The 23653-nt window shown below is 57.7% G+C and carries 24 protein-coding genes and 1 tRNA gene; 10 read left to right on the top strand and 15 right to left on the bottom strand.

Translation table 11 applies throughout. The features are described 5' to 3' along the window. Positions 1-105: 105 nt before the first annotated feature. Positions 106-987 (top strand): flavodoxin family protein, encoded by an 882-nt coding sequence (locus tag QMC91_RS02285; RefSeq protein ID WP_300234753.1) that lies wholly within the window; start codon positions 106-108, stop codon positions 985-987. Between the two features lie 28 nt (positions 988-1015). Further along, a complete protein-coding gene (locus tag QMC91_RS02280) occupies positions 1016-1360 on the top strand; it encodes a hypothetical protein (protein WP_300234751.1) in 345 nt (114 codons plus the stop codon). Here QMC91_RS02280 and QMC91_RS02275 read toward each other — a convergent pair. The 8 genes from QMC91_RS02275 to QMC91_RS02240 form a co-directional block, all read right to left on the bottom strand. Next, entirely contained in the window at positions 1357-1938 is a 582-nt protein-coding gene (locus tag QMC91_RS02275; RefSeq protein ID WP_300234748.1) for a carbonic anhydrase, read from the bottom strand. The genes QMC91_RS02280 and QMC91_RS02275 overlap by 4 nt on opposite strands. A gap of 330 nt (positions 1939-2268) precedes the next feature. Continuing rightward, positions 2269-3912, bottom strand: a complete 1644-nt coding sequence (gene ilvD, locus QMC91_RS02270; protein WP_300234746.1) for a dihydroxy-acid dehydratase — start codon at positions 3910-3912, stop codon at positions 2269-2271. A 183-nt stretch (positions 3913-4095) separates the two neighbouring features. Then, positions 4096-4833 carry a uroporphyrinogen-III C-methyltransferase gene (gene cobA / locus QMC91_RS02265; protein WP_300234744.1) on the bottom strand — a complete coding sequence of 246 codons (738 nt, stop codon included), beginning with the start codon at positions 4831-4833 and terminating at the stop codon, positions 4096-4098. Further along, a complete protein-coding gene (gene hemC / locus QMC91_RS02260; protein WP_300234741.1) occupies positions 4830-5714 on the bottom strand; it encodes a hydroxymethylbilane synthase in 885 nt (294 codons plus the stop codon). The genes cobA and hemC overlap by 4 nt, the downstream gene beginning before the upstream one ends. Then, positions 5699-6946 carry a glutamate-1-semialdehyde 2,1-aminomutase gene (hemL, locus tag QMC91_RS02255; protein WP_300234738.1) on the bottom strand — a complete coding sequence of 416 codons (1248 nt, stop codon included), beginning with the start codon at positions 6944-6946 and terminating at the stop codon, positions 5699-5701. The genes hemC and hemL overlap by 16 nt, the downstream gene beginning before the upstream one ends. Next, complete coding sequence (hemB, locus tag QMC91_RS02250) at positions 6933-7916, bottom strand: porphobilinogen synthase (RefSeq protein ID WP_300234735.1); 984 nt, start codon at positions 7914-7916, stop codon at positions 6933-6935. The genes hemL and hemB overlap by 14 nt, the downstream gene beginning before the upstream one ends. Beyond that, positions 7895-9166 (bottom strand): glutamyl-tRNA reductase, encoded by a 1272-nt coding sequence (hemA, locus tag QMC91_RS02245; protein ID WP_300235181.1) that lies wholly within the window; start codon positions 9164-9166, stop codon positions 7895-7897. The genes hemB and hemA overlap by 22 nt, the downstream gene beginning before the upstream one ends. Position 9167: 1 nt before the next feature. Then, positions 9168-9782: a bifunctional precorrin-2 dehydrogenase/sirohydrochlorin ferrochelatase gene (locus QMC91_RS02240; RefSeq protein WP_300234733.1), complete on the bottom strand. Its 615-nt coding sequence runs from the start codon at positions 9780-9782 to the stop codon at positions 9168-9170. Between the two features lie 232 nt (positions 9783-10014). Here QMC91_RS02240 and QMC91_RS02235 point away from each other — a divergent pair, with 232 nt between their 5' ends. Then, positions 10015-10707 carry a PrsW family intramembrane metalloprotease gene (locus tag QMC91_RS02235; protein WP_300234730.1) on the top strand — a complete coding sequence of 231 codons (693 nt, stop codon included), beginning with the start codon at positions 10015-10017 and terminating at the stop codon, positions 10705-10707. Between the two features lie 98 nt (positions 10708-10805). Beyond that, a tRNA-Gly gene (locus QMC91_RS02230) sits at positions 10806-10877 on the top strand. Between the two features lie 234 nt (positions 10878-11111). On the opposite strand, the gene fae is transcribed toward QMC91_RS02230, so the two are convergent. Beyond that, on the bottom strand, positions 11112-11615 hold the full coding sequence (fae, locus tag QMC91_RS02225; protein WP_300234727.1) for a formaldehyde-activating enzyme: 504 nt from the start codon (positions 11613-11615) through the stop codon (positions 11112-11114). Positions 11616-12106: 491 nt separating this feature from the next. Here fae and QMC91_RS02220 point away from each other — a divergent pair, with 491 nt between their 5' ends. Further along, the gene (locus QMC91_RS02220) at positions 12107-13210 is read left to right on the top strand and encodes an inositol-3-phosphate synthase (RefSeq protein ID WP_366944355.1); all 1104 of its coding nucleotides are present in this window, start codon (positions 12107-12109) and stop codon (positions 13208-13210) included. 215 nt (positions 13211-13425) lie between these two features. Here QMC91_RS02220 and QMC91_RS02215 read toward each other — a convergent pair whose 3' ends face one another. The 6 genes from QMC91_RS02215 to QMC91_RS02190 all read right to left on the bottom strand — a co-directional run bounded on the left by QMC91_RS02215 (position 13426) and on the right by QMC91_RS02190 (position 18869). Next, positions 13426-14079 (bottom strand): DUF2284 domain-containing protein, encoded by a 654-nt coding sequence (locus QMC91_RS02215; RefSeq protein WP_300234722.1) that lies wholly within the window; start codon positions 14077-14079, stop codon positions 13426-13428. A gap of 158 nt (positions 14080-14237) precedes the next feature. Then, on the bottom strand, positions 14238-15377 hold the full coding sequence (locus tag QMC91_RS02210) for a helix-turn-helix domain-containing protein (RefSeq protein ID WP_300234719.1): 1140 nt from the start codon (positions 15375-15377) through the stop codon (positions 14238-14240). Continuing rightward, positions 15361-16347 carry a homoserine dehydrogenase gene (locus tag QMC91_RS02205; RefSeq protein WP_300235177.1) on the bottom strand — a complete coding sequence of 329 codons (987 nt, stop codon included), beginning with the start codon at positions 16345-16347 and terminating at the stop codon, positions 15361-15363. Before QMC91_RS02205 ends, QMC91_RS02210 begins: the two co-directional genes overlap by 17 nt. Continuing rightward, positions 16347-16835, bottom strand: a complete 489-nt coding sequence (locus QMC91_RS02200) for an amino acid-binding protein (protein WP_300234716.1) — start codon at positions 16833-16835, stop codon at positions 16347-16349. The genes QMC91_RS02205 and QMC91_RS02200 overlap by 1 nt, the downstream gene beginning before the upstream one ends. A 99-nt stretch (positions 16836-16934) precedes the next feature. Further along, a complete protein-coding gene (locus tag QMC91_RS02195; protein ID WP_300234713.1) occupies positions 16935-17255 on the bottom strand; it encodes a hypothetical protein in 321 nt (106 codons plus the stop codon). A gap of 444 nt (positions 17256-17699) precedes the next feature. Beyond that, complete coding sequence (locus QMC91_RS02190; protein WP_300234710.1) at positions 17700-18869, bottom strand: redox-regulated ATPase YchF; 1170 nt, start codon at positions 18867-18869, stop codon at positions 17700-17702. A gap of 112 nt (positions 18870-18981) precedes the next feature. Between QMC91_RS02190 and QMC91_RS02185 the strand changes: the two genes are divergently transcribed. From QMC91_RS02185 to QMC91_RS02165, 5 genes are all read left to right on the top strand, one after another. Next, positions 18982-19572, top strand: coding sequence for a pyruvate kinase alpha/beta domain-containing protein (locus tag QMC91_RS02185; protein WP_300234708.1), 591 nt, complete (start codon positions 18982-18984; stop codon positions 19570-19572). Positions 19573-19574: 2 nt separating this feature from the next. Further along, positions 19575-20402 (top strand): hypothetical protein, encoded by an 828-nt coding sequence (locus QMC91_RS02180; RefSeq protein ID WP_300234705.1) that lies wholly within the window; start codon positions 19575-19577, stop codon positions 20400-20402. Positions 20403-20710: 308 nt separating this feature from the next. Next, a complete protein-coding gene (gene hxlB, locus QMC91_RS02175) occupies positions 20711-21310 on the top strand; it encodes a 6-phospho-3-hexuloisomerase (RefSeq protein ID WP_300234703.1) in 600 nt (199 codons plus the stop codon). Positions 21311-21319: 9 nt separating this feature from the next. After that, positions 21320-22429 carry a pyridoxal phosphate-dependent aminotransferase gene (locus tag QMC91_RS02170; RefSeq protein WP_300234700.1) on the top strand — a complete coding sequence of 370 codons (1110 nt, stop codon included), beginning with the start codon at positions 21320-21322 and terminating at the stop codon, positions 22427-22429. A 7-nt stretch (positions 22430-22436) separates the two neighbouring features. Beyond that, positions 22437-23474: a M42 family metallopeptidase gene (locus QMC91_RS02165; RefSeq protein ID WP_300234697.1), complete on the top strand. Its 1038-nt coding sequence runs from the start codon at positions 22437-22439 to the stop codon at positions 23472-23474. Positions 23475-23653 lie beyond the last annotated feature (179 nt).

The raw sequence follows: 23653 nt of genomic DNA, 5'->3' as shown, positions 1-23653 counted from the left end.
GATTCCTTATTAACGGTAGTGACCGACCGGCTGCCGGTCTGGAAAGCAGCGCATCCTTCAGGCAATCCGAAATGTAGAAGATAAGGTGAAACGAGATGACACACGATGAGCGAGAGCGCGACAGAAGAGAAGACTCAGATTATCGAGACATCTGAGGGAACGTTCACCCTCAGGCTGACCCTGGAGGATATGGGAAGTATATATCCAGGTATGATCCGCTACAAAATCGAGGTTCTCCATGGCACAGAGACGGTCTACAACTACGCGGTCAACTCATATGAGATACCGCCGGGTTCGCTCTTTGACACCCGTAAGACCGCGGAGATAGTCTTTGCCAGGCTAGCACAGGACGTCTCGTCGCGCCCACACCTTTATACCCGGCCACGGGTCTTTACACGCCCGCTACCGGGCTATAAGGTCGATGTTGTGATCCTGCAGGGGAGTCCTCGCCGGTTTGGCAACTCCGCAAAGATTGCGTCATGGTGCGATGACGAGGTCGCAAGGGCAGGCCTCTCCTCTCGCATCTTCTATCTGCAGGAGATGGATATACGGGCTTGCATAGGCTGCTACGTCTGCTACGACCAGGGTTACTGTCCTGTTGAGGATGATATGCCAAGGCTAATCAGGGCGCTTGAGACCGCATCGCTCGTGGTAGTCTGCACCCCGGTCTACACCAGTACTGTACCTGCACCCCTCAAGGCGGCGATGGACCGGTGTCAGTGGCTCCACGCGCGAGAGAAGGTGCTGGGGGCAGAGGTGCACGCCCGCGGTCTTCTCATCGCGGTCGCTGGACGGCGTGGGAAGGAGGCATTCACCTGCGTCACAGGCGTGGTCAATGCGTTCATGGGAAATCTGGGTATCCGCCCTGTTGAACCGATCCTGATCGGCGATCTCGACCGACTGCGAGACGTGGCAAATATCGAAGGGCTTGAAGAACAGATCAGGGCTTCGCTACGTGCGTTGCTCGTTACCGCGGACGAAGGATAATATAGCATCCGTCACCCACCGTTGATATATGGCAGAAGTGATAGTCGAGATTGTCGGGCTCAAAGATTCCGAGTGCGGCCCATTTCCCTGTGACGAGACGAGATCCTGCGGCCTTGAGACCTGCCACCCCTCAAACAACCTGCTTGAAGCCATCAACGCCCTGCGTAAAGAACTGCTCGCCGAGTATGGGGATAGGGTTGTGGTGAAGACGACGCTGATCGATGAAGGGATGCCCGAAGACGTCCGATGCATCATCGAGGAGCACCAACCGCCGATCCCGATAATCCTGGTCAACGACAGGCTCACGCCAATCGGGAGGATCTCGCTGAATCTGATAAAAGAAGAGATTGAGTCGGTTCTTGAAAATCCCTAAATTACCTTCTTCAACTCGCCGGTGGCAAGATCGAAGTAGAGGCCGTGAATCTGGATCCGCCCTTCCTTTTCTGCAGCCCTGACGGGTGGATAGGTGCGGAGATGCTCGATCTGCAGGCCGATGTTCTCGATCTCGATGAGACGTAGTCGGTTCTTCTCTTCTTCCGGGTTCTTCGGGGCCGGGATCCTGGAATCGACACGACGTTTCGCCTCAACCGCGTTGTTTAACCAGAGCGGGATGTAGGTGTCCCCGCCTTCATGGTCGAGCGACTTTATCGCGCCACAGTTTGAGTGCCCGCAGATGACGATATCACCGACCTTGAGGTGGTTGAGCGCGTACTCGATCACGGTTGCAAGGTTCCAGTCCTGAAGAGGAACGATGTTGCCTATGTTGCGGTGCACAAAGAGTTCTCCGGCCTTTGCACCGGTGATCCGCTCCGGGTCTACCCTCGAGTCGGAGCACCCGATCCAGAGGACACCGGGGTGCTGGGCCGATGCAAGCGGACTGTAATGATCGGGATCTCTTCTGAAGTCTTCTTCCAGGAAACGCCTGTTCCCTTCAAGATATCTCTCTATCATCTATGTTCTACTCCGTTGTCAGTGTTGACGATCCGTCATCACTGGCCAAACAGGGGGATTGTCACCGATGCGTTAAAAATATATATACCTGGATCGTTGAGAAGGTGCCCTGCAGAGGAGATGCGGCCTGACGGGTATGGCAGTACTACACTGAATAACGGGGCTTTTGCGTGTTCATCACGACGCACCGCCCCCAACCATCGGGCGCTGCCCCGGTTTGATGAACCTCTCCCGAAACGGATCCCACTGAGAGATGGTCGGGGTTTTTGTGAGAGAGACGGTTTCGGGGGGAGGGGATAACCCCGATCCCGCCAGCCCTTACGGGGTCTTTCAACGCTGGACGGCACCCAGGTTTGCCTGCTCCACCGTCCTGGCATACCTGCCGAGCACGCCAGTTATCCGGGGCTGTGGTGGTTTCCAGCTTTTTTGCCGCTCTTTCAGGGTCTGCGGATCCAGACAGAGATCGAGTCGCTTCTCGTATAGATCGATCGCGATCTCATCGCCATCCTCCACAAAGGCGATAGGCCCGCCGACCGCGGCCTCGGGTGCGATATGCCCGATGCACGGTCCCCTTGTGCCACCAGAGAAACGGCCATCAGTGACCAGGGCGACCCGTGCGTAACCAAGCCCCATCAGTGCCGATGTTGGGGAGAGCATCTCCGGCATACCGGGTCCTCCCCGCGGCCCCTCGTAGCGGATCACGACAACGTCACCCTCTGCAATCTCACGCTTGAGGATCGCGGTCATCGCGGCATCCTCGCCATCGAAGACCCGCGCCGGACCCCTGTGACGCCACATCGCCTCGGGGACAGCGGCGCACTTGACGACGGCGCCGTCGGGGGCGAGCGTTCCCCGGACGATCTTGAGACCACCGGCGAGGCTGACCGGGGCCTCGGTCGACCGTATCACATCCGGATCGGTGATCCTGGCGTTATTTGCGATCTCCAGGATAGAGCGGCCTGAGACCGTCGGAGCGTCGTCAAGGTAGCGCTCAAGCCTCTTTAAGACCGCCGGGATGCCTCCGGCGCGGTAGAGGGCAAGCATCGAGTGCGGCCCGCCGGGCATCATGTGACAGATGTGCGGCGTCTTCTCGCCGATGGCATTGAATGTCTCGAGGTCAAGGGGGATACCGGCCTCACGCGCGACTGCCATCAGATGGAGCACCGTGTTCGTCGATCCACCGAGTGCCATGTCCACTCTTATAGCGTTTGTAAGGCTCTTCCGGGTGACGATCCTGCGTGGTCGTATATCTTCCCGGACAAGGCCGACCACCCGTTCCCCGCTCTCCCGGGCCAGACGGAGTTTTGCGGCATCGACCGCCGGGATGGCTGCACATCCGGGGAGGGAGAGCCCCAGAGCCTCGGTAACACATGCCATGGTGTTTGCGGTATACAGTCCCTGGCAGCTCCCGCACCCGGGCATCGCCGAGCACTCGATCTCGCCGAGGTCTTCCTCGGTCATTGTGCCAGCGGCAACGCGGCCAACGCCCTCGAAGACGTCGATCAGAGATAGTTCGCGGCCTGCCGCGTAGCCAGGGAGCATCGGCCCGCCGGTGACGAGGATCGTCGGTATGTCGCACCGCACCGCCGCCATGAGCATCCCCGGGACGATCTTATCACATGTCCCGATGCAGACCAGGCCGTCGAAGCGGTGCGCCTCAACCATCAGTTCGATAGCGTCGGCGATGTTCTCCCGCGAGGGAAGTGAATACCGCATCCCCTCGTGTCCCATCGCGATCCCGTCACAGATGCCGATTGTCCCGAACTCAAATGGCACTCCGCCCGCGGCAGCGATCCCCTCCTGCACCTTCTGCGAGATCGACCGGAGATGGATGTGTCCGGGGACGATGGTGTTGTAGGCGTTTGCTATCCCGATGAAGGGCATCTCCATCTCACGATCTGTGATGCCAAGCGACCTGAGCAGCGCCCTGTTCGGGGCACGCTGGTAACCCCTCTTAACCGTCTCACTCCGCATTGTAAACCTCATAGGAGAGTAAGCGCACAGGAGGAAAAGAGTATGCCGGTTGAAGGGATGTGGTGCATGAGGCTACGGGGTCTAATATCAGGTGGTGCGATGCGCACTTTCAGCAACCTCAATCATAGGGGGTGGTGGTATGGTCGAGAAAGAGAGTCACTCTCGAATGTCATAACCCCACCATCACTCGTTGGAACCTCCATATAGTTCCACAACCCCGCCGATGACGATCACCGCTGGCGGTCTGACACCCACCGCACGGGCCTTATCGACGATATCAGCAAGCGTCCCGACAGTCACACGCTGGTCGGGCCGTAACCCCCGCTCTATGATCGCCACCGGGGTCGAGGGATCTTTCCCGTGCTCGATAAGAACCGCCGCGATTTTGGGGAGGTTCTTTACCCCCATCAGGATGACGAGTGTCCCCTTCAACCGTGAGAGGACCGCCCAGTCGAGGGCGGACTCAGGTTTTGCCGGGTCTTCATGGCCCGTAATGAACGTCACGGTCGATGCGTACCGCCGGTGGGTGACCGGGATCCCGACCATCTCCGGGACGGCGATGGCACTAGTCACCCCCGGCACCACTTCGACAGGGATGCCGTGCTCCCGGAGTGTCTCCATCTCCTCTCCACCGCGACCAAAGAGGAAGGGGTCGCCACCCTTCAGGCGTACGACAGTTTTTCCCTCCTTCACCCGTTCAACCATCAGCGTCTCGATCTCCTGCTGCTCCAGAGTGTGGTTCCCGCCATACTTCCCGCAGTCGATGAGTTCGGCGCTCCCAGGGAGGGTCGCAAGGATCTCTTCGCCCGGAAGCTGGTCATAAAGGATCACATCCGCGCTCTCGATCACCTCACGAGCGCGTATCGTCATGAGGCCGAGACCACCTGGCCCTGCCCCAACCAGGTAGGCTTTTCCTGTCATGGTCGTATCCCCAGTGCCGCGTAGGCTTCCCGGATCAGGTCGGCCGCCCTCTCGCGCAGTTCTCGCCCGCACACCCTTGCCTCATCGATCGTCGTGACGCGCCGCTCGATGCGCTCCCACCTGGAACCATCGAGCGAGAGCACCTCGGCAACCAGGTCTCCGCCCCGACAGTATATCCCCTGCGGGGTGAAACAACCTCCACCGACCTCCTCCATCACGGCACGCTCGACCCCGACATCAAGACGCGTCCGGGCATCGTCAAGCGTTGCAAGGGTCTCAACGACCGCCGGGTCATCGCGGCAGACCACCGCAATCGTCCCCTGGTTTGGCGAGGGGACGAACCTCCCGACGGGGAGGGGTTCGCCCTCCAGAGTTAGCCCCAGTCGCTCAAGACCCGCCTCAGCGAGCACGATGGCATCATACCGCCCCTCCCGGAGTTTCCGGATCCGGGTATCGACGTTCCCGCGCAGTTGTCTTACCTCAAGCGTCGGGTCGTCGCGGAGGATCTGGGCGCGGCGCCTGGTGCTCGAGGATCCGATGACGCGGAGAGCATCGAGCGGGACTTCGTGCGCAAGGAAGTCAGCGGGAGAGTCACGTTCGAGCACCGCGCAGCAGGTAAGTCCTGCCGGACGTGCCGCGGGGATATCTTTCATGCTGTGCACAGCAGCGTCGATCTCGCCGCGGAGGATGGCGTCATCGAGAGCCCTGACAAAGACCCCCTGCCCTCCTATAGCGTGGAGCGGGACGCCGATCGTGGTGTCGCCCTCCGTCGTGATGGTAACAACATCCGCATCAACACCACGGTCGGCAAGCAGTTCAACGACTCTCTCTGTCTGTGCCAGCGCAAGAGCGCTCCCCCGTGTACCTATGCGAAAAGACATGATCCGTAAGCGTCTGCAATCTTCTCGATATCTGTTCTGGTATGCGCGGTGGAGAGGAAGTTCGTCTCAAACTGTGACGGCGGGAGGAAGATCCCCGCATCAAGCATCGCCTTCCAGAACCGCGAGAACGCCTCCCTGTCACACTCCTGAACGTCCCGGTAGTTCCTGGGCGGCGCCTCCCTGAAGAAGTGCTTGAAGAGCGAACCCATCCTGACAAACGATCCCCTGCGCGCATCCAGGGCGGTCTCCTCGATCGCTCGCGTCGCCTCATCCAGGTGCCGGTAGACGCCCGGGTGCTCGTGGAGGTAACGGAGCGTCGCATACCCCGCCGCAAGGCTTGCAGGGTTGCCGCTGAAAGTTCCGGCCTGGTAGACGGGGCCAGAGGGCGCGACCATCTCCATGATCTCCCGTCGCCCCCCGAACGCTCCGATTGGAAGTCCACCACCGATGATCTTACCAAAGGTTGCAAGATCAGGTTTAACCCCATAACGAACCTGCGCACCCCCGATCCCGACCCGGTAGCCGGTGATCACCTCATCAAAGATCAGGAGGACATCATGTGCGGCGGTGATCTCCCGGAGATCAGCGAGGTAACCGTCCTCTGGCAGGACAGGGCCGATGTTTCCCATGATGGGTTCCACTATGAACGCGGCAACATCCTCATTCCTGGCGAGCAGGGTTTCAAGTGCCTCAGGGTCGTTGTATGGGACCTGTCGGGTATGCGCCACAACGTCCGCCAGGACACCCGCGGAGTCGGGCACCCCCAGCGTCGTCGCCCCGGAACCGGCCTTCACCAGGACGGCATCGTGTGCTCCGTGGAACCCGCCCTCAACCTTTACGATATCCTGCTTTCCGGTGTATCCGCGAGCCAGGCGGATCGCGGCCATTGTCGCTTCCGATCCTGAAGAGACGAACCTGACCATATCGACTGCCGGATGGTCCTCAATGATCGTCCCGGCAAGGTCGATCTCAAGGGGTGTCGGGGTGCCGTAGAGCCACCCTTTCTCAATCTGGCGCTCGATCGCCCCCTTCACCTCGGGGTGAACGTGGCCGAGGATGAGCGGGCCGTAAGCGAGACAGCAGTCGATGAACTCCACACCATCGACGGTCGTAAGACGCGACCCCGCTGCGCGTTCCACATAGAACGGGTATGGTCTGATCGCCCTGACAGGGCTGCTGACGCCGCCGGGCATCAGTTGCTTTGCACGCTCAAAGAGGTCACTGCTCTTCATCAAGCCACCTTGCTGCATCTTCTGCATAGTAGGTGATGATCATGTCAGCCCCGGCACGTTTGATGGCGATGAGAGTCTCGAGGGCAACCGCCCGCTCGTCCAGCCATCCACGTTCCGCAGCGGCTTTGATCATCGCATACTCTCCGCTGACCTGGTAGGCAGCCACCGGCAACCCCAACTCCTTCACGGACGCCAGAATATCAAGGTAGATACCGGCCGGCTTGACCATCAGGATGTCAGCACCCTCTGCGCCGTCGAGCTCTGATTCCATCACCGCCTCGCGTGCATTTCCTGGGTTGATCTGGTATGTCGTCCTGTCACCGAACGCAAACCCGGAATCCGCCGCATCGCGGAATGGACCGTAAAGGGAGCTTGCAAACTTCGAGGAGTAGGACATGATCAGGGTGTCCGTATGTCCGGCGGCGTCGAGAGCCTGCCGGATCGCTCCGACCATGCCATCGAGCATGCAGGAGGGGGCAACGATATCCGCACCGCTCTCCGCGTGTGAGACGGCGATCCGCTCCATCAGTTCGAGTGAGGGGTCGTTTAAGAGGTCAGGGCCATCGGCGGTCTCACCGACAATCCCGCAGTGACCGTGGTCGGTGTACTCACAGGCACAGACGTCGGTTATGACCGCCATGCCTCTGAGATTGTTCTTGATCTCCCTGACAGCCCGCTGTATGACGCCGTCGCTCGCGTATGCCGCGGTTGCCTCACTGTCTTTCTCAACCGGGATGCCAAAGAGGATCACCGCACGGATACCGCCGTCCAGGAGACGACGACAGTGATCAACAACGCCATCCACGGGGTGGCGGAACTGCCCCGGCATCGAGGCGATCGGGATCGGTGCATCGATCGATTCGTCCACAAAGACCGGCGCAATCAGGTCAGTCTTTCGCAGTTCTGTCTCGCGGAGGAGTGGCTGGATGATCCGCCTCCGCCTCCGTCTCATTCTTCGTTCTGGAAACATGATTCTCCTCGCGTAATCGCCTTCATCAGGGTTTCTGCACCTTTTATATCGCCGCGCTCCGCGCTCGCCCGGATGGCCGTCGTCACGTCCGCCAGGAGTTTCTTGGTTAGCGCTCGCGTCAGGTCGTCGACGATCGCCTGCGTCCGTTCGTCCACCGCCCCGAGTCGGGCGAGCGCACGATCGCGTTCACGCCCACGGATCGACTCCGCCCAGGTGTAGAGGAGGGCCAGCGTCTCGTCGGCCGCCGTGCGGCGGAGTAGCCGTATGAAATGCTCAAGTTCTTCCTCGATTATCTGGCGTGCCCGGGCGGCCTCGTCCCTCCTGGAGGCCATGGCGGCCTCATTGACGCTCCGGAGGTCATCGATGGTAAAGAGGTGAACGCCCTCGATCTCGCGCACCCCCTCCTCGATGTCACGCGGCTGAGCGATATCAATGAGGATCAGATGGCGGGGCTGCCGATCGAGCGGCCAGAGACGTTCTTTCATCACCTCCCGGACACCCTCTGTCCGGATGACGGCATGGGGTGCAGCGGTGCATGAAATGACAACGTCAGAGAGCGCGATGTAGCGGTATAGATCCTTGAAGTTGACCGCCAGTCCCCCGATCTTCTCTGCGAGGATCACCGCCCGGTCATAGGTTCTGTTGGCGACGTAGATTGCAGTGAGACCTTTCGCGGCCAGGGCCTGCGCCACAAGCACCCCCATCTCTCCGCTCCCTACCACCAGGATGTGTCGATCCCGCAATGTTCCAAGAAGTTTCTCTGCGAGCGTCACCGCAGCAGAACCAACGGAGACTGTGCCGCGGTTGATCCCTGTCTGACGCCTGACCCTGACGCCTGCATGCACAGCCTTGTTGATACAGAGTTCGATTGCAGCACAGGATGTGCCTGCCTCCTGTGTGATTGCCAGCGCCTGCTTGAGCTGCCCGAGGATCTGATCCTCACCGACGATCAGGGAGTCGATTCCGGCAGCAAGTTCCAGGAGGTGGCGGGGCACGGCCTCGCCCTCGATGACCGTAAACCCGTCTCTACCCATCACGTGCAGGAACTCCTCAAGGCTACGTGCATCACCCTGCACCAGCACCTCAACGCGGTTGCAGGTCTGGAGCAGGAGCACACCATGGAAACGTTCCCGCGCTTCGCGGAGAAACGCCACCTCGTCCGGGAACCTGAACGCCTCGAGCGTGGCGATGTCTGCGGTGTGGTGGCTTATGCCGGCAAGCGCGAGGGGGGTCGTGAGCGGTTCAGACATTTCAGACATGGAGGTACCTCGAGATCGCCAGTTCGCGTGCACGGCCATAATCGGTGGCCAGTGCCTCCCAGATCTCGTCATCCAGCAGGATCTTCCAGAGGGTGCGGGAACGCTCTGCCTGCACCGGTTCAATCTCCCGGAGCGTCGAGCGTATCTCTTCCTGGAGGTCGATCATCCTATCCAGGTTCGCATACTCCGACTCAAGTCTCATCCGGAGGTAGCGGGATACAGCAGGACTCTTCCCGCGGGTACTGATCGCAAGCAGGTAGTTACGCCCGCGGACGAGAGAGGGGATTATGACGTCGCCCGGTTCCCCTGCGGCGTTGTTGAAGAGGATACCGGCCGCGGCGCAGAGTCTTCCGATACGGTTATTGAGGGCTGGATCGGGTGTTGCGGCTACCGCAAGAAATGCGCCATCAAGCAGTTCCCCGATCGCTTCATCCGGTAGAGAGGCGAGGTCGACCTCCTCTCGCCTGACCAAGAGAGCGTCAAGCCGCGGTGAGAAAGAACGACTGATCACCGTCACCTCCGCCTCATGCTCGAAGTACGCAGCCTTCCGGGCACCGACATCGCCTCCACCGAAGATAAGCACCCTCCTGCCCGTCAGATCAAGCATGAGAGGGATCATTCGTTCTATAGTGTGGTGAATAGACTACATTAAGGTGTTGAAAAGCCAGTTTCAACGGAAACTGATGGATCTGTGGGGTCGGATCAGGCGACCGCGACCCATCTGCCAGAGGGAGGTCTTACCGGTCACGGCTATGGGTATGCTATTGAAAAACCGGCCGAGAGAACGGATTCCCACAGACGGAAAAGCTCTTCCTCTATAAAGCCATGACACAATAAGCATGGTCGCCGTTGAGCCGTTTCTGGTCCTGGTTCTGGCACTTGCGCCGGGTCTATTCTGGGCGTGGTACTTCTACCGGAGGGACAGATTCAAGCCCGAACCGGCGGCCATGATTGTGAAAATCTTCATCCTTGGCCTCCTGGTTACGTTTCCCGTTGCCTTCGCCGAGGGATTCATCGGCCTCTTCGTCGCGTCACCCCTTCTCATGGGCGCCGTTGTAGCACCAATAGTTGAGGAGTACGGCAAGTTTGCGGTTGTGCATCGGTTTGCATACCCGAACACCGAGTTCGACGAGCCTATGGACGGCATCGTCTACGCCGCTGCCGCCGCACTGGGGCTGGCAACCATTGAGAACGTTCTCTACGTCTTCTCGGCTTACCTGACCTCCCCTTCTCTTGCCCTCAGCACAATCGTTGCCCGTGCGCTATTCTCAGTCCCCGGCCACGCGCTCTTTGCCGGAGTCTGGGGCTACGCTCTAGGTCAGGCCAGGTTTGCACCCGCCGAGAAGCGCCCCTCGATCATCCGTCGTGGATTAATTCTGGGGATGGCGCTGCACGGCACCTTCAATCTCCTGCTCATCTCCGCAGAGATCATCGCTTACGCCATGGCCGCATTTATCCTGATCCTGACACCGGGTCTCTGGATAATTGCAAACCGAAACATCAGGAAGGCTCTACTACAGGGAGACCGTTAGTAAGACGTTGCGCAGCCATCGCAGCGGGCAAATCTTCGATAGGCTTATTAGCCTTGAAAACTCACCCTTTAAGGCACACAGTGCGAAAGCACACGCGTGCGCCGATAGTGTAGTGGTTATCACTAGGCGTTGCCAACGCCTAAACCCGGGTTCGAGTCCCGGTCGGCGCATGAGAAGCCAATCCCAGATACCTTTTTCTGAACATTTCTCGTGACGATCTTCTTCTTGACTGAAAAGAGCCAGACAGACGAGGGACTCTCCAGTTATATTGCAGAATGAGGTGGGCGTCCCGGATCCGGGATCTCAAATACCATCTCCAAACCCGGTCTGGGGGAGGGAGGGTGACCCACCCCCGGTACAGGGGAAAGATCACGTGGAATCAATTATCTGCCGTATCTGGTGTCTCATGCAAAGGGATGCTTTGCGGTATCCTTCTGTGCGAGCACATCTTTCATCCTCGGTTCGCCCCTTATCGCCCGGCGTATTGCGGTCTTTGTCGCCTCGTAGTTCCAGTCATAGATCTTTTTCTTGTCCTTTGCGTCCCACTCTATGAAGACAGATGCTATGATCAACAGGTCATCAGCCTGCGCTTCCGGGATGATACCTTCAGCAACGCTGTCCACGACCGCCTTTGCGACGGCTGCCTGGGCAGGCCCGAAGATAAGGAGAGCCTGGGCCGCATTCCTTATGGTTACCTTGTTTACCATCAGCGTAGAGGGCTTTGCCGGAACGTTCGGAGTGAGGACCGCAAGGAGCGGGGTGTGCCCCTTTGCGGGCGATGCAAGCGCCGTGACAAACGCCTCTTCCACGCTGCTCCCCTTCTTGCCGATGACCAGATCGATATGAGCAACCTCCGGGCCTTCGCCAACAAGCGCCTCTCCGATCAATGCATGTTCAAAACCTACCATAGTTAACCATCTCCTGAATATGAACAGTCACGATCTGGATCGGTTAAAGTAAAAAAAAGTTGCGGAGGTGTAACATTACACAGAACTTTTTCAAAGCGTCGCAACCTGGAATGTTGGTCGTTCCTGCCGGGTTACCGTGGAGAACGTGATAAGTCTATCAAACCAGTTCCTTCAGGCGATGCGCTGGTTTGATGGGCGGATTCCGGGGGATCTGCTCCACACGGCCTTCCCGGCCTATCGCCACGCACTGCCCGACCCCGAAAGCCCCAGATGGGCATGGTGCCAAACATGGTATCATGCCCCAATACATTCTGTCGGCTGTGGTTGACCACATCCCATAGCATATCCTTATATTTCTCGCTGCAGCAAATTACTCTTAAATCACAGTTGTTGAGTAGAGTGCATCTCGCAACCTATACTGCTGTGCCTGGCTTTGGATATCGGGAGTGATGATCCTTGCCAGAAACCATACCGCATGATGGAGGGCTGTTGTGGATTCGATCAAGATTGCAATAGTGGGTGTTGGAAACTGTGCCAGTTCTCTGCTTCAGGGAATTGAATATTATCGAGAAAAGAGAGGGGAGGACGTAACCGGGCTGATGCACTGGGATCTCGGTGGTTACCGGCCTTACGAGATCGAAGTGGTCGCGGCATTCGATATTGATGCAAGGAAGGTTGGAAAGGATGTTGCAGAAGCAATCTTCGCTCTCCCGAACTGCACCACAGTCTTCTGTCCGGAGGTGCCGAAAACCGGTGTGACCGTCCGGATGGGACGGGTACTGGATGGTTTTCCGGAGCACATGCTGGACTACAAAGAGGAGTGCAGGTTCGTGCTCGCCGATGATGAGGAGGCGTCACGTGAGGATATAATCCGGGAACTGGAGGACTCGGGTGCAGAGATGCTGATCAACTACCTCCCGGTTGGCTCGGAGAAGGCCACAAGGTTCTACGCCGAGTGTGCGCTGGAGGCTGGTGTAGGCTTTATCAATAACATGCCAGTCTTTATCGCAAGCGATCCTGCATGGGCAAAGAGGTTTAAGGAGCACAGTCTTCCGATCATCGGTGACGACATCAAGAGTCAGATCGGCGCAACAATCACACACCGGGTTCTTGCCGATCTCTTCCGCCAGAGGGGTGTTGTGCTTGACCGAACATACCAGCTGAACACTGGTGGTAACACAGATTTTCTTAACATGCTCAATCGTGACCGCCTTGCCTCAAAAAGGAGATCAAAGACTGAGGCTGTGCAGTCAGTCCTCAAAGAACCCCTTGACGCTGACAACATCCACATCGGCCCGAGCGACTACGTCTGCTGGCAAAAGGACAACAAGGTCTGTTTCCTCAGGATGGAGGGGAGGATCTTCGGGGATGTCCCCATGTACCTCGATCTCCGCCTATCCGTTGAGGACTCTCCAAACTCAGGCGGGATAGTCATTGACGCCATCCGCTGCTGCAGGCTTGCCCTTGACAGGGGTATCGGCGGGCCGCTGATCTCACCCTCCGCCTACTTCATGAAGCACCCTCCGTTGCAGTTCAGGGACGACGACGCCTATCATATGACCGAGGAGTTTATCCAGGGGCTCCGGGACTCCTGAAGACCTGGAAATGGCACCAGATCCAGGTGCTTCGGCCACGAACCTTTTTCCCATAGGGGCTTCCTCCTCAAAGGTGCATACCTGAGCCCGGGAGATGCATAATGAGGCATAAATTGGAGGCTTCCTGACGTGGCGGGATATCCGGGGCCCTCGAACCAACGATTCTGAGATATAAACTCGCCAACTTTTTACTGAGAGTGTGCGCGGGGGGACACTCACTCGATCAGGACGAGCCCTACGGAGGTAATGTTGCCGTGCTCGATCTTGCCATACTCAAGGTTCCTGCATGGGACTATATGGATGTCCCATCCCGCCCTTCTGGCGGTGGAAAAGACGTCTATCCCGGCGGCCTCCATGCTCGGCCTGACGAGATCCATGTGCCGGCAGAACCTGCGGATGCTCTCGTCAACGACACCTTCCTGCTCCTCGGCGACACAGTGGAGGTGCTCGCAGTATATGCATGGGTATCCCCCGAACCCGAAGGCCTTCGGAAAATCATCGTAGAACGCTGTCTTCTCCAGGAGATGCACCGTTGAGTTCACCCAGAGGATAAGGTCCCGCAGAAACGGGTGAAAGTCAAGCGGTATCTCTTCTGGCTTGAGGTCAGGATGCCCCGGTATCCCCTCAAACCTGAGGAGCAGCCCGGTGCTGTAATCGCTGATCATCTGCCGCGTCTCGTCTGGTGCTGGAGCATAGGGCGGACAGGACATATGCTTCCCATAGCCCTTGCAACCGTAGCGGCACTTGAACCGCACCCACTCTGCGACCACGATCTCATGGGCCTCTATCCATCGTGGCTCCGCCCCCCGCTCTCGCGCCAGAGAGGAAAGTTTCCTGATCTCTTCTTCCAGTTCGGCCCGCACGTCCACTCGCCTCGATGATGTGTATCATCCATATCCCTGTACTTATAGGTTACGGAAGAGCACCGGGGGCTCCGTGAAAGAACTCATGTAAATGGAAGAAAAAGGGAAAACCTAACTCACCTTACAAGAAAACCGGACGATGCAGGCATGATCGAGATCGGAGTTCACTGATCGCCGTGACCCGCTGGTTCCAGGCCTCTGCAGACATCCTTTCCTGGATCGAGCAGAACGTCGTGCGGGAGACCGATGAGCGAGATCGCCGCTAGTGCCCCGATAACACCACGCCCACCGTGGAGATGCACCCCGAAATGTCTGGCGGTGGCCTCGGCCATCTCCAGATCGATCACCGACTCTCTTGCCCCCTTGCCATAAGCCCTGAGATCACGAGGTACCCGAAACCCCTCTCGAAGAGCGATTCCCCACTCGTGGGACGCCGCCTCCCCTGCGACAAATCGCACCGCGGCCTCCTCTATCCGTGGGATCATCCGGGGTTCCACTGCAAGTTCGATGCAACTACAGGAATTTCCGGCTGTCCTGGGTTCGAGGCGGGGGTTAAGCATCGCGACACGGTGACCGATCGGCATGACGCCATCAAGTTTCGCAAGGTTTTGCAGGAGGGCAAGAGCCAGGGCAAAGGTTGCGCCCTCGGTGGCGGTATCGGTGTCATCTATCCCGATAGCGACGTAAGCAAGCGCCCGGGTTACCACCTCCCCCTCGACCAGAGGGCCCTCGCGGTAAACGGTGACTCCGCATACGCCCTCTGCAAAGGACATCATATCGGTGAGGGAGTAAGCCGGGCCGCCGATACATCTGATCTGCTGGCGGATACAGTCATCTTCGTGAAAGACACCGACTATCCCTACTGCCGGCGCAGGGTCCAGCCCGACAGCGACCTCCTGCCGTCCGAGGTGTGCCCGCTCACGGAGCAGCGTCCCGTCTCGCCAGACAGTCTGGAGAGCACCGCCGGCGCGGGTGTGATGGAACTCGCAGAACGCAGCGCACCCCCCGCTCATGCACTCATGGTAGATCTCGACCTCTTCACCATCAATTGTGGTGAATACCCTGCGGCAGGCAGTCTCTGGCATCACGCTACTGGCCACATACCGCGCAGCGTGCCGACCCCGCTGCTCTTCCAGCAGAGAGACGCACCCCTCCTCGATGAGACGATTAACCCAGTCCTGGATTGTGCTTCGGGGGATGCCGGTTACCTCAGCGATACCGGCGACCGTGAAGTAACCGGTATCGAGCGTTGCCTGGCGCATCAACCGCAATAGTTGCTTTCTCCGCTCAAGAACTCTGGACATATCTGTCACGGATGTAGAGTATATCGCCGATCACAGCACTGGCGGTCTCGGTGGAGCCTGCGCCCTTACCGATGAACGTAAGGTCTCCGGCGAGATCTGTCTCCACTGTAACGGCGTTGAGTGTCCCCTCGACAACGAGGGGGTGGGTCTTCGTAAGTATACGCGGCGATACACGAAGCACGCCGGCCTTCGGGATGATCTCACCTATCAGCCGGATCGTACATTCCTGCTCTTCAGCCAGCTGCAGGGCCTCGGGCGTCAGAAGAGCGATCCCTGTCCTCTCCACTCTATCAAGCGTGGTCTGCATATGCAGAACGGTGTTTGCCAGGATTACCAGTTTGATCGCCGCGTCGATACCTTCAACATCGTATGTGGGGTCTGCCTCGGCATACCCGAGTTCACGGGCTTCAGCTAAAGCCTGCGCGTAGGTGAGGCCTTCTGCAGCCATCCGGGTGAGGATGTAGTTGCAGGTGCCGTTAAAGACGCCATAGAGTCGGGAGATGGTGTTCCCGGCAAGCCCTTCCTGCATGGCATGGATGAGCGGAATAGCACCACAGACCGTTGCCTCGTATCTGAGGGTAACACCATTCTCCTCAGCAATCGCAAGCAGTTCCGGATATGCAAGTGCGATTGGACCCTTATTTGATGTAACAACGTGTTTCTTCCGCCGCAAAGCCGTTTGGATATGATGGAGTGCAGGCCCGCCGTTCTCCACGTTTGTAGGGGTCACCTCCACCATGACATCGTAGTCCGCCCGGGTCACCACATCGGTCGGCCGAATATCCGTACTGCCACAGGGAGCACCCTCCTCCTTTCTGGCAAGTGCTGCTTCAAGGTCGACCCCGACAGGATCGATTATTCCGCTTCGTGAGTCAGCAAGGCCGGTGACAAGGATGTCAAGATTTTTTGCAAGGATCGCACGGGCTATGCCGCGACCGACGGACCCGAAGCCGAGGATGGCTATCCGTATCATATGCCCTCCAGAGGCTCGATTATGAGAATGTCCTTCTGCTCTGCTACCTTGCGCAGGATCCGGATCGCCCTCTCCATCTCTGCCCGGGTTGTTGAACGAATGGTGATGCGCGCAGACGATGGCGAATCAATCGCCGGCATGATAAGCGAGAGTTCCGTAACCTCGGCCGAGCCGGTTGTGTCGATCCGATCGACTGTATCGGATATGTCCGTGTGCATCAGGTGCCCGATCATGATCAGCGTAGACTCATAGAGGAGACGTTCCTCCCCTATACGCACGACTTTGACACCCTGCTGCCTGAGCAGGGCAAGAAGCTTCTCGAGACGCCCCTCTGGAAGTTCCAGCACGATCTGTACATCCAGCACCTCTGTAGCCGCATGGGGCTCTCTCTGGTGAATTACTGCGATGATGTTTCCGCCGACTGCTGAGATCGGCTGGAGGGCTGCGACCAGCTGGCCAGGCTGGTCCTTCATCTCGAGCTTCATGGATATCCGCAAAAAACCACCTGCTGACTTGTTGATCTGCCGTGGAGATAAGCCTTCTACCAGGCAGCAGCCTTCGCGTGGGTGCGGGGAAAAACCGAATCAAAGCGAGTCAAGACTTATTCCGCTGAACTCATCAGCCACCCTGTTGACGTCTCTGACGCCGAACGCGGTCTGGACTGTGGTGATTTCAAGGTCGCGCGCCACATCACACATATAATCAATAATGTCAACAGAAAGTTCGCGTTTCTGTCTGGACTTGCGAAGTTGATCCACCAAAAAAGTCATCTTCTCCGGGGGTTCCATCCGAAGTTTGGCAAGGCTAATCACGCACATGTAGATCCGGGTCAGGTTCCTGTCCGTCCCGGTAATGGTGTCAAAGAAGTTCCGGAGAACCTGAGCCTGGTAGACCTCGCCACCCATGACAATCGTTTATCCTCAATTTTACATAAATGCCTATCGGTTTGTTCGCGTGCTACAAACAGGGGCAATCAAATCGGCGATCAAGATGTCATCTCACCACCTTTTCCCTGTATTATGCGTGGGCCAAATCAAATCACCCCGGGTGAAAATCCCTTACTGGCTACCCTCGCCGCCCGGCGCTCACGCGGCCTCCTCACGCCCCCTCAAGGGGCGGGCAGTACGTGGCGATTGGCCAGGAAAGTCGTGTATTTGGCGGAATAAAACGATCCGGAGGTTCTTTACTCCAGGGAACTGTATCTATTGAGAGTCGCCCCGGCGGGGTGAGGGAGGGATCTTCCTCCGCCCCTCCCTTGCATGTCATCGAGATGGTTTCTCCTTCCAGATCTCCCAAAACCCGGGATTTGGGTGTTCTGCGCCGGTGCGGATCCCCAGTAACCCGCCCATTCACCTGCGGACACTCACGATCTTAATGATATCACCGTTCTTTAGTTCATGGGTATCCTTGACCCGCATCCCGGTCCTTGCGTCGATGGCGTAGAGGAACCCCTCGCCGATATCCGAGTGAACCTGATAGGCAAGGTCACGAGGAGTGGACCCTCGCTTCATCAGAAACGCATCTGGAAGCACCCTGCCCTTGCTGTCGGTAAGTTTATGCTCATCCTCGACCGGGAATACCACGATCCTGTCCAGAAGTTTGAAGACCGCCGTATCCAGCGCCATCTGAACGCCGGTCCCATCAAACTTCTCCATGAATGCGGCTATCTTCTGTAGGGCGGCACGCTGAGCAGCGCTGAGGTTTACCCCTGGAAAAATCTCAAAACTCCGATCACCAGGGAGATAACGGATAAACTTCCCCTCTGCGGCCATTCTGAGTGCAAGTTCACCGGCCGCACTTGCAAAGATGATATCACGCCCTGCCAGTCGGTCAAGGCACTTTTTCGGCGCCTGATCGGCCTTGTTCCCGACTATCAGCATTGGTTTGCTGATTCTCATCAACTCACGGCAGAACTCCACCATCTCTTCCTCTCCCGCCGTTCGCAGGTCCACCCCGACCGCTGTGGTGGCATCGCGAACATGTTCGTAGGTTATACCCAGACCTGCAAACACCTCCGCAATCGCCGCCGCCAGTGAAAATTCCCGTGCCTGGGCCTGACGCTGGAGTTTCGCCCAGTTTCGCGATAGGATACCATACATCCACATTGAGATCTCATACTGCAGGAACTCGATGTCCTTCAGAGGGTCACGCGACCCGATCTCAACCGGGTTTCCTTCGGCGTCCGTCGCACCGCTTGCATCCACGACGTGTAGAATCGCATCCGCCTGCCTGAGATTGTCCAGGAACTGGTTTCCAAGCCCTCTCCCCTGGTGAGCATCGGGGACAAGACCTGCCACATCGATCAGTCCGACAGGGACAAATCGGACACCATCCACACAGTTCTCACACGGGACATGCATCTCCTTGCAGGGGCAGGCAGTCCTTACATACGCGACGCCATGATTGGCATCGATGGTTGTGAACGGGTAACTGGCAATCTCAGCCTGAGCCAGAGTTGCTGCCTTAAAAAACGTTGATTTCCCGCAGTTCGGTTTTCCTGCAATGGCCAGTGTGATCATGAGAGTATCTCCTGTTAGCGTTGAGAGTAGTGTTGGGGCATCCACCATTTATCATCTTCTTTCCCGCCAGCCTTACGGGAGATTCAATTAGGAGAAATGACAACATGAGTGCATGGGCTTTGTAACGCGGAATACATACTACTTTGACTCACCGGGCGCGGAGAACACACACGATGCAGCCCATTTTGCCGTCGAGCGGGCACAGGAACTCGGGATCAGGAAGATTGTTGTCGCGAGCACCACCGGCCGCACAGCACTCCTCTTCCAGGAGGTCATGGCTGGAACGGGTCTTGAACTCATCGTTGTCACACACGTTGTTGGTTTCTCAAAACCCGGTGAGTGGGAGTTCTCACCCGAGGCCGCTGCGACCCTCCATGAGGGCAGCGCAAAGATCGTCACAGGGACACATGCATTATCCGGGCTTGAGCGGGCCATATCACGCTCACAGCGACTTGGAGGCGCCTCCCGAACCGAGGCGATCGCCGAGGCGCTGCGGCGCATTGTCGCGGTCGGCCTGAAGGTAGCGGTGGAGTGCGTTCTCATCGCTGCTGACCAGGGTGTGATAGGCATTGATGAGGAGGTGATCGCGGCAGGGGGCACCGCAAGCGGTGCCGATACTGTCTGCGTCATTCGCCCCGCGCACACCGCATCTTTCTTCGACCTGCAGGTGCGCGAGATCGTTGCCATGCCACGGAACCGGTGAGCATGACGCTCAAATCGGTCACCGATGCCGCCGCTCTGCTCTGGCGGCACCCCATCCTCTGGTCAGTGGGCCTTGTCATGGGTCTTCTCACCCTTCTCGATCTCATCGTCCCACTCGAGGTGGGGGCGTTCTACACGCAGCCATTACTGCTCCTGCAGGTACTCGTGATGCCGTTTCTTGCGGGCGGGATTTACGGTATGATCCGGGAGAGGGATTTCTCAGGCGCGGGATTTGTGCGATCAGGGAAGGACTGCTACTTCCGGATACTGCTGCCATCGTTTGTCATCTTCTTCGCCGTCGTGCTGACGGTCATCCTGCTAGCGATCCCGCTCGCGCTTATCGGTGGAGTCATCGCGGTTAACATGGCCGCGCTCCTTCTCGGTGTTGTCTTATCGATCGCTTTCTTCACATTCTTCTACGACACCGCAGCGGCCTTCGAGAGGACAAAAACCTTTGAGTCGATCCGGAGGAGTGTTGAGTTCGTCATGAACAACCTCTGGAGCGTGCTGGTCTTCTACCTGATAAATATTGTAGTTCTTGTTCTACTCGGGTTTGTGGCGCTTTTTACCTGGTCAGCTCTTCTTGTGAATAAACTCGAACCCCTTCTAACTATGAGCCCTGCAGAACTCCAGATGCTGATGCCAGAGGACGTCCTGGCCCTCATCGGAACAGAGGGGATCTGGATCACTGCAATCATCTATGCGATCGTTGTCGCGCTCTTCTCGGCGTTCCACTACACCTACAAGGCGAGTTTCTTCAACAGCCTGGTTGCCGGTGTAATACAATTGCAGGGAGAGTATGATGAAAAAGGACGGTGGTATAAGTACTGATATCCTCGACCCATCACCAACCACTTCTTTCCCCTCAGTCGGGTCGTGGATCGTGCCCTGCCGAAAACCGTCAAATTGCATCATCAAATGGATCCGATAGGGTTAACACTTGTGGCGGGCAACTCCAGTGATGGTCGAATTCCGGGTGTCTACCACCGCGCCCCACCACAATCCGGGTAGCTGCGGTGACACCTGGAGACCCCACTGGCGGTTCAATCAAACCCCTGCGTAACATACATGTCCCCCTGTCCCATAGGGGTCGGGATATTCTAATGTATGATTCGCTTAAATCTAATTCCGGAGTTAGTATGACAGATCACCCGGTTAAGGAGATGATGCGGTTGATGGCGACCAGGATCATAACCATCGCAGACGGTATGTCTGATGAAGAGATCGATGCGTTTATCTCCGAGATCCTGAACGCAAACCGTGTCTATACCATGGGCGCCGGCCGTTCAGGGCTCGTGGCAAAAGCTTTTGCCATGCGTCTGATGCACCTCGGGTTCACGGCGTATGTCGTCGGGGAGACTGTAACACCGGCCATGCAGCCAGGAGATGTCCTCATAGTCTTCTCCGGGTCAGGCGCTACCAAGACGGTTGCAGATATCGCTGAAACTGCAAGGTGGATCGGCGGAAGGCTCTGCCTTATCACCTCAAAGAAAGGCTCAAGGATCGCCAAAATAGCTGATTGCGTCGTAATCATCGAGAGCCAGCGCGACAAGGTTGCAGACGAGTCTGCAGAGTTCGAGATCCGGCAGATGATGGGGGAGCTCAAATCTTTTGCGCCGCTTGGCACCATCTTCGAGACGACCGCCATGGTCTTTGCAGACGCTATTATCTCCAGATTGATGGAGATCACCAGCTGCCGACCGGAGGATCTCCAATGCCGGCACGCCAACATTGAGTGAGGTAAGTATATGAAAGAACATAGATATGCCGACCGTGTAGTTGGGGTGGAGATGTCCGGCATCCGCAAGCTCTTTGATGCCGGTGGGCCGGACACGATAAACCTGGGTATCGGGCAACCGGACTTTGATACGCCCGACCACATTAAGATGGCAGCAATCGCCGCCATAAGAGAGGGTAGAACGGGTTACACGCCAAACGCAGGGATTCCGGAACTCCGGGAGGCGATCTGCGGAAAGCTTGCACGCGAGAACAAGCTCACATACCTGCCGGAGCAGATCCTGGTCACGGCAGGAGGGAGTGAGGCGCTCCATCTGGTCATGGAGGCACTCGTAAATCCAGGGGATCGGGTACTGGTCCCTGACCCGGGTTTCCTCTCCTATCCTGCCCTTGCAGTCATCGCTGGCGGGCGCCCCGTGAGTGTTGCACTTGATTCTACTCTTCATATCGACGTCGAACAGGCGAAGGAACAGATGGACGGGGCACGACTTCTTGTCCTGAACTCGCCGTCAAACCCGACAGGCACCGTCGAGAGCGAGGAGTCTATCCGCGCTCTCGTGGAGTACGCAAACGACCGTGGGGTTACAGTTGTCTCGGATGAAGTCTATGAGCACTTTATCTATGAGAAGAAGCACGTCAGTGCAGCCCGTTTTGGCGACGATGTCATCACCGTCAACGCCGCAAGCAAGACCTACGCCATGACCGGGTGGAGGGTCGGCTACCTGGCAGTACCCTCGGAAGACTACATCCCGCAGTTGCTCAAGGTGCACCAGTATGCCCAGGCGTGCGCGACCTCAATATCGCAGTATGCTGCGCTCGCCGCATACACCGGTGACCAGACGCCGGTGGCACGGATGCGGGAGGAATATCGTGCGCGGCGTGACCTCCTTTACGAGGGTCTCACCGGGCTTGGGTTCGATTTCCCGCGACCAGAGGGTGCGTTCTACATGTTTGTTCCAATGGGGCAGAACCTGATCCAGAAGGCCATTGCAAACGGTATCATCATCGTGCCGGGCGATGCCTTTGGCTCCAGGGCGCCTGATTACGCGCGTATCAGTTACGCGACCTCGAGACAGAATTTATCAAGGGCGATCGCACGCCTCGGGGAGTTGATGAGGTGAGCAAATAATGGTAAAAGAGTTACTGCGGAAGTTGTCCGACGCCCACGGGGCCTCAGGCAGCGAGGGTAGCATAAGGGATATCATAAAGGCTGAGGTTGCCGGATCGGTCGACGAGTTCCTACAGGACACTATGGGCAACCTGATTGCTGTGAAGCGCGGCGATGACTTCTCGATCATGCTTGCCGCCCACATGGACGAGATAGGGCTGATGGTCCAGTATATCGATGAGAAGGGTTTCATGAGGGTCGTTCCCATCGGAGGTTGGTTTGGGCCGGTGCTCTACACACAGCGGGTGATTCTGCACGGCAAAAACGGCCCGGTCATGGGCGTTCTCGGCGCGAAACCGCCACACATGATGAAGGAGGAAGAGCGCAAAAAGGAGATCAAGATCGAGGATATGTTTGTCGATGTGGGTGCTGCAAGTGAGGATGAGGTAAAGAACCTCGGGATCGAGATCGGCACACCCATAACCATAGACCGTGAGTTCGCAGAACTTGCAGGCAACCGTGTTACCGGCAAAGCGCTAGACAACCGGGTTGGCGTCGCTATGCTCATCCGGACGTTGCAACAGATGGCGTCGCCACACACCATCTACGCCGTCTTCACCGTCCAAGAGGAGGTGGGGCTTAAGGGGGCGAAAGTGAGCGCATACTCACTGAATCCTGATTGTGCCATCGCAACCGATGTCACCATCCCCGGAGATCACCCGGGCATCGAGAAGAAGGACGCAAGCGTCGAGATGGGCAAGGGGCCTGTCGTGAGCATCGTCAACGCGAGCGGGCGCGGACTCATATCCAACCCCGCGATGGTCGCCTGGCTCAGAGAGACAGCGGAGAGGAAGAACATTCCATGCCAGGTTGAGGTCGGAACAGGCGGCAACACTGATGCAACGATCATACATCTTGAGCGCGGGGGTATCCCGAGCGTTCCGCTCTCTATTGCCGCGCGCTACATCCACTCGCCGGTCGAGGTTGTTGATATAGGTGATATCGAGTCAGGTGTTCAGCTCCTGGTAGAAGCGCTGAAGACCAAACCTGCGCTCTGATATCCTTTTTACGCGGGTGACCCCCCGGCATGAGGGTCTCCTGCGGTGTATTTTACGGTTTGAAAGGGAAGGACAATTCCCCATAGACTGTCAGAATATTGATTTTAGCCCACTTCAAACCCACCTGGATCTTCAGCCTTATTTTGCCGTTAGATCCGCACTTCAAGGCTCAAAGATCG

It is taken from the genome of Methanoculleus sp., from assembly GCF_030019085.1.
Taxonomy (GTDB): Archaea; Halobacteriota; Methanomicrobia; order Methanomicrobiales; family Methanoculleaceae; genus Methanoculleus.
The sequence above is the reverse complement of the archived record's forward strand: the minus strand, read 5'-3'. Positions and strand labels throughout refer to the sequence as shown.

Bases quoted from the DNA above. Each gene is read 5' to 3' on its own strand.
- ilvD (WP_300234746.1), bottom strand. From the start codon at position 3,912: ATGCGGAGTGAGACGGTTAAGAGGGGTTACCAGCGTGCCCCGAACAGG.
- QMC91_RS02185 (WP_300234708.1), top strand. From the start codon at position 18,982: ATGGGCTTTGTAACGCGGAATACATACTACTTTGACTCACCGGGCGCG.
- cobA (WP_300234744.1), bottom strand. From the start codon at position 4,833: ATGACAGGAAAAGCCTACCTGGTTGGGGCAGGGCCAGGTGGTCTCGGC.
- QMC91_RS02240 (WP_300234733.1), bottom strand. From the start codon at position 9,782: ATGCTTGATCTGACGGGCAGGAGGGTGCTTATCTTCGGTGGAGGCGAT.
- hemL (WP_300234738.1), bottom strand. From the start codon at position 6,946: ATGAAGAGCAGTGACCTCTTTGAGCGTGCAAAGCAACTGATGCCCGGC.
- hemA (WP_300235181.1), bottom strand. From the start codon at position 9,166: ATGTCTGAACCGCTCACGACCCCCCTCGCGCTTGCCGGCATAAGCCAC.
- hemB (WP_300234735.1), bottom strand. From the start codon at position 7,916: ATGTTTCCAGAACGAAGAATGAGACGGAGGCGGAGGCGGATCATCCAG.
- QMC91_RS02165 (WP_300234697.1), top strand. From the start codon at position 22,437: ATGGTAAAAGAGTTACTGCGGAAGTTGTCCGACGCCCACGGGGCCTCA.
- QMC91_RS02280 (WP_300234751.1), top strand. From the start codon at position 1,016: ATGGCAGAAGTGATAGTCGAGATTGTCGGGCTCAAAGATTCCGAGTGC.
- QMC91_RS02200 (WP_300234716.1), bottom strand. From the start codon at position 16,835: ATGAAGCTCGAGATGAAGGACCAGCCTGGCCAGCTGGTCGCAGCCCTC.
- QMC91_RS02170 (WP_300234700.1), top strand. From the start codon at position 21,320: ATGAAAGAACATAGATATGCCGACCGTGTAGTTGGGGTGGAGATGTCC.
- QMC91_RS02235 (WP_300234730.1), top strand. From the start codon at position 10,015: ATGGTCGCCGTTGAGCCGTTTCTGGTCCTGGTTCTGGCACTTGCGCCG.
- QMC91_RS02195 (WP_300234713.1), bottom strand. From the start codon at position 17,255: ATGGGTGGCGAGGTCTACCAGGCTCAGGTTCTCCGGAACTTCTTTGAC.
- QMC91_RS02285 (WP_300234753.1), top strand. From the start codon at position 106: ATGAGCGAGAGCGCGACAGAAGAGAAGACTCAGATTATCGAGACATCT.
- QMC91_RS02180 (WP_300234705.1), top strand. From the start codon at position 19,575: ATGACGCTCAAATCGGTCACCGATGCCGCCGCTCTGCTCTGGCGGCAC.
- hxlB (WP_300234703.1), top strand. From the start codon at position 20,711: ATGACAGATCACCCGGTTAAGGAGATGATGCGGTTGATGGCGACCAGG.
- QMC91_RS02190 (WP_300234710.1), bottom strand. From the start codon at position 18,869: ATGATCACACTGGCCATTGCAGGAAAACCGAACTGCGGGAAATCAACG.
- QMC91_RS02275 (WP_300234748.1), bottom strand. From the start codon at position 1,938: ATGATAGAGAGATATCTTGAAGGGAACAGGCGTTTCCTGGAAGAAGAC.
- hemC (WP_300234741.1), bottom strand. From the start codon at position 5,714: ATGTCTTTTCGCATAGGTACACGGGGGAGCGCTCTTGCGCTGGCACAG.
- fae (WP_300234727.1), bottom strand. From the start codon at position 11,615: ATGGTAGGTTTTGAACATGCATTGATCGGAGAGGCGCTTGTTGGCGAA.
- QMC91_RS02210 (WP_300234719.1), bottom strand. From the start codon at position 15,377: ATGTCCAGAGTTCTTGAGCGGAGAAAGCAACTATTGCGGTTGATGCGC.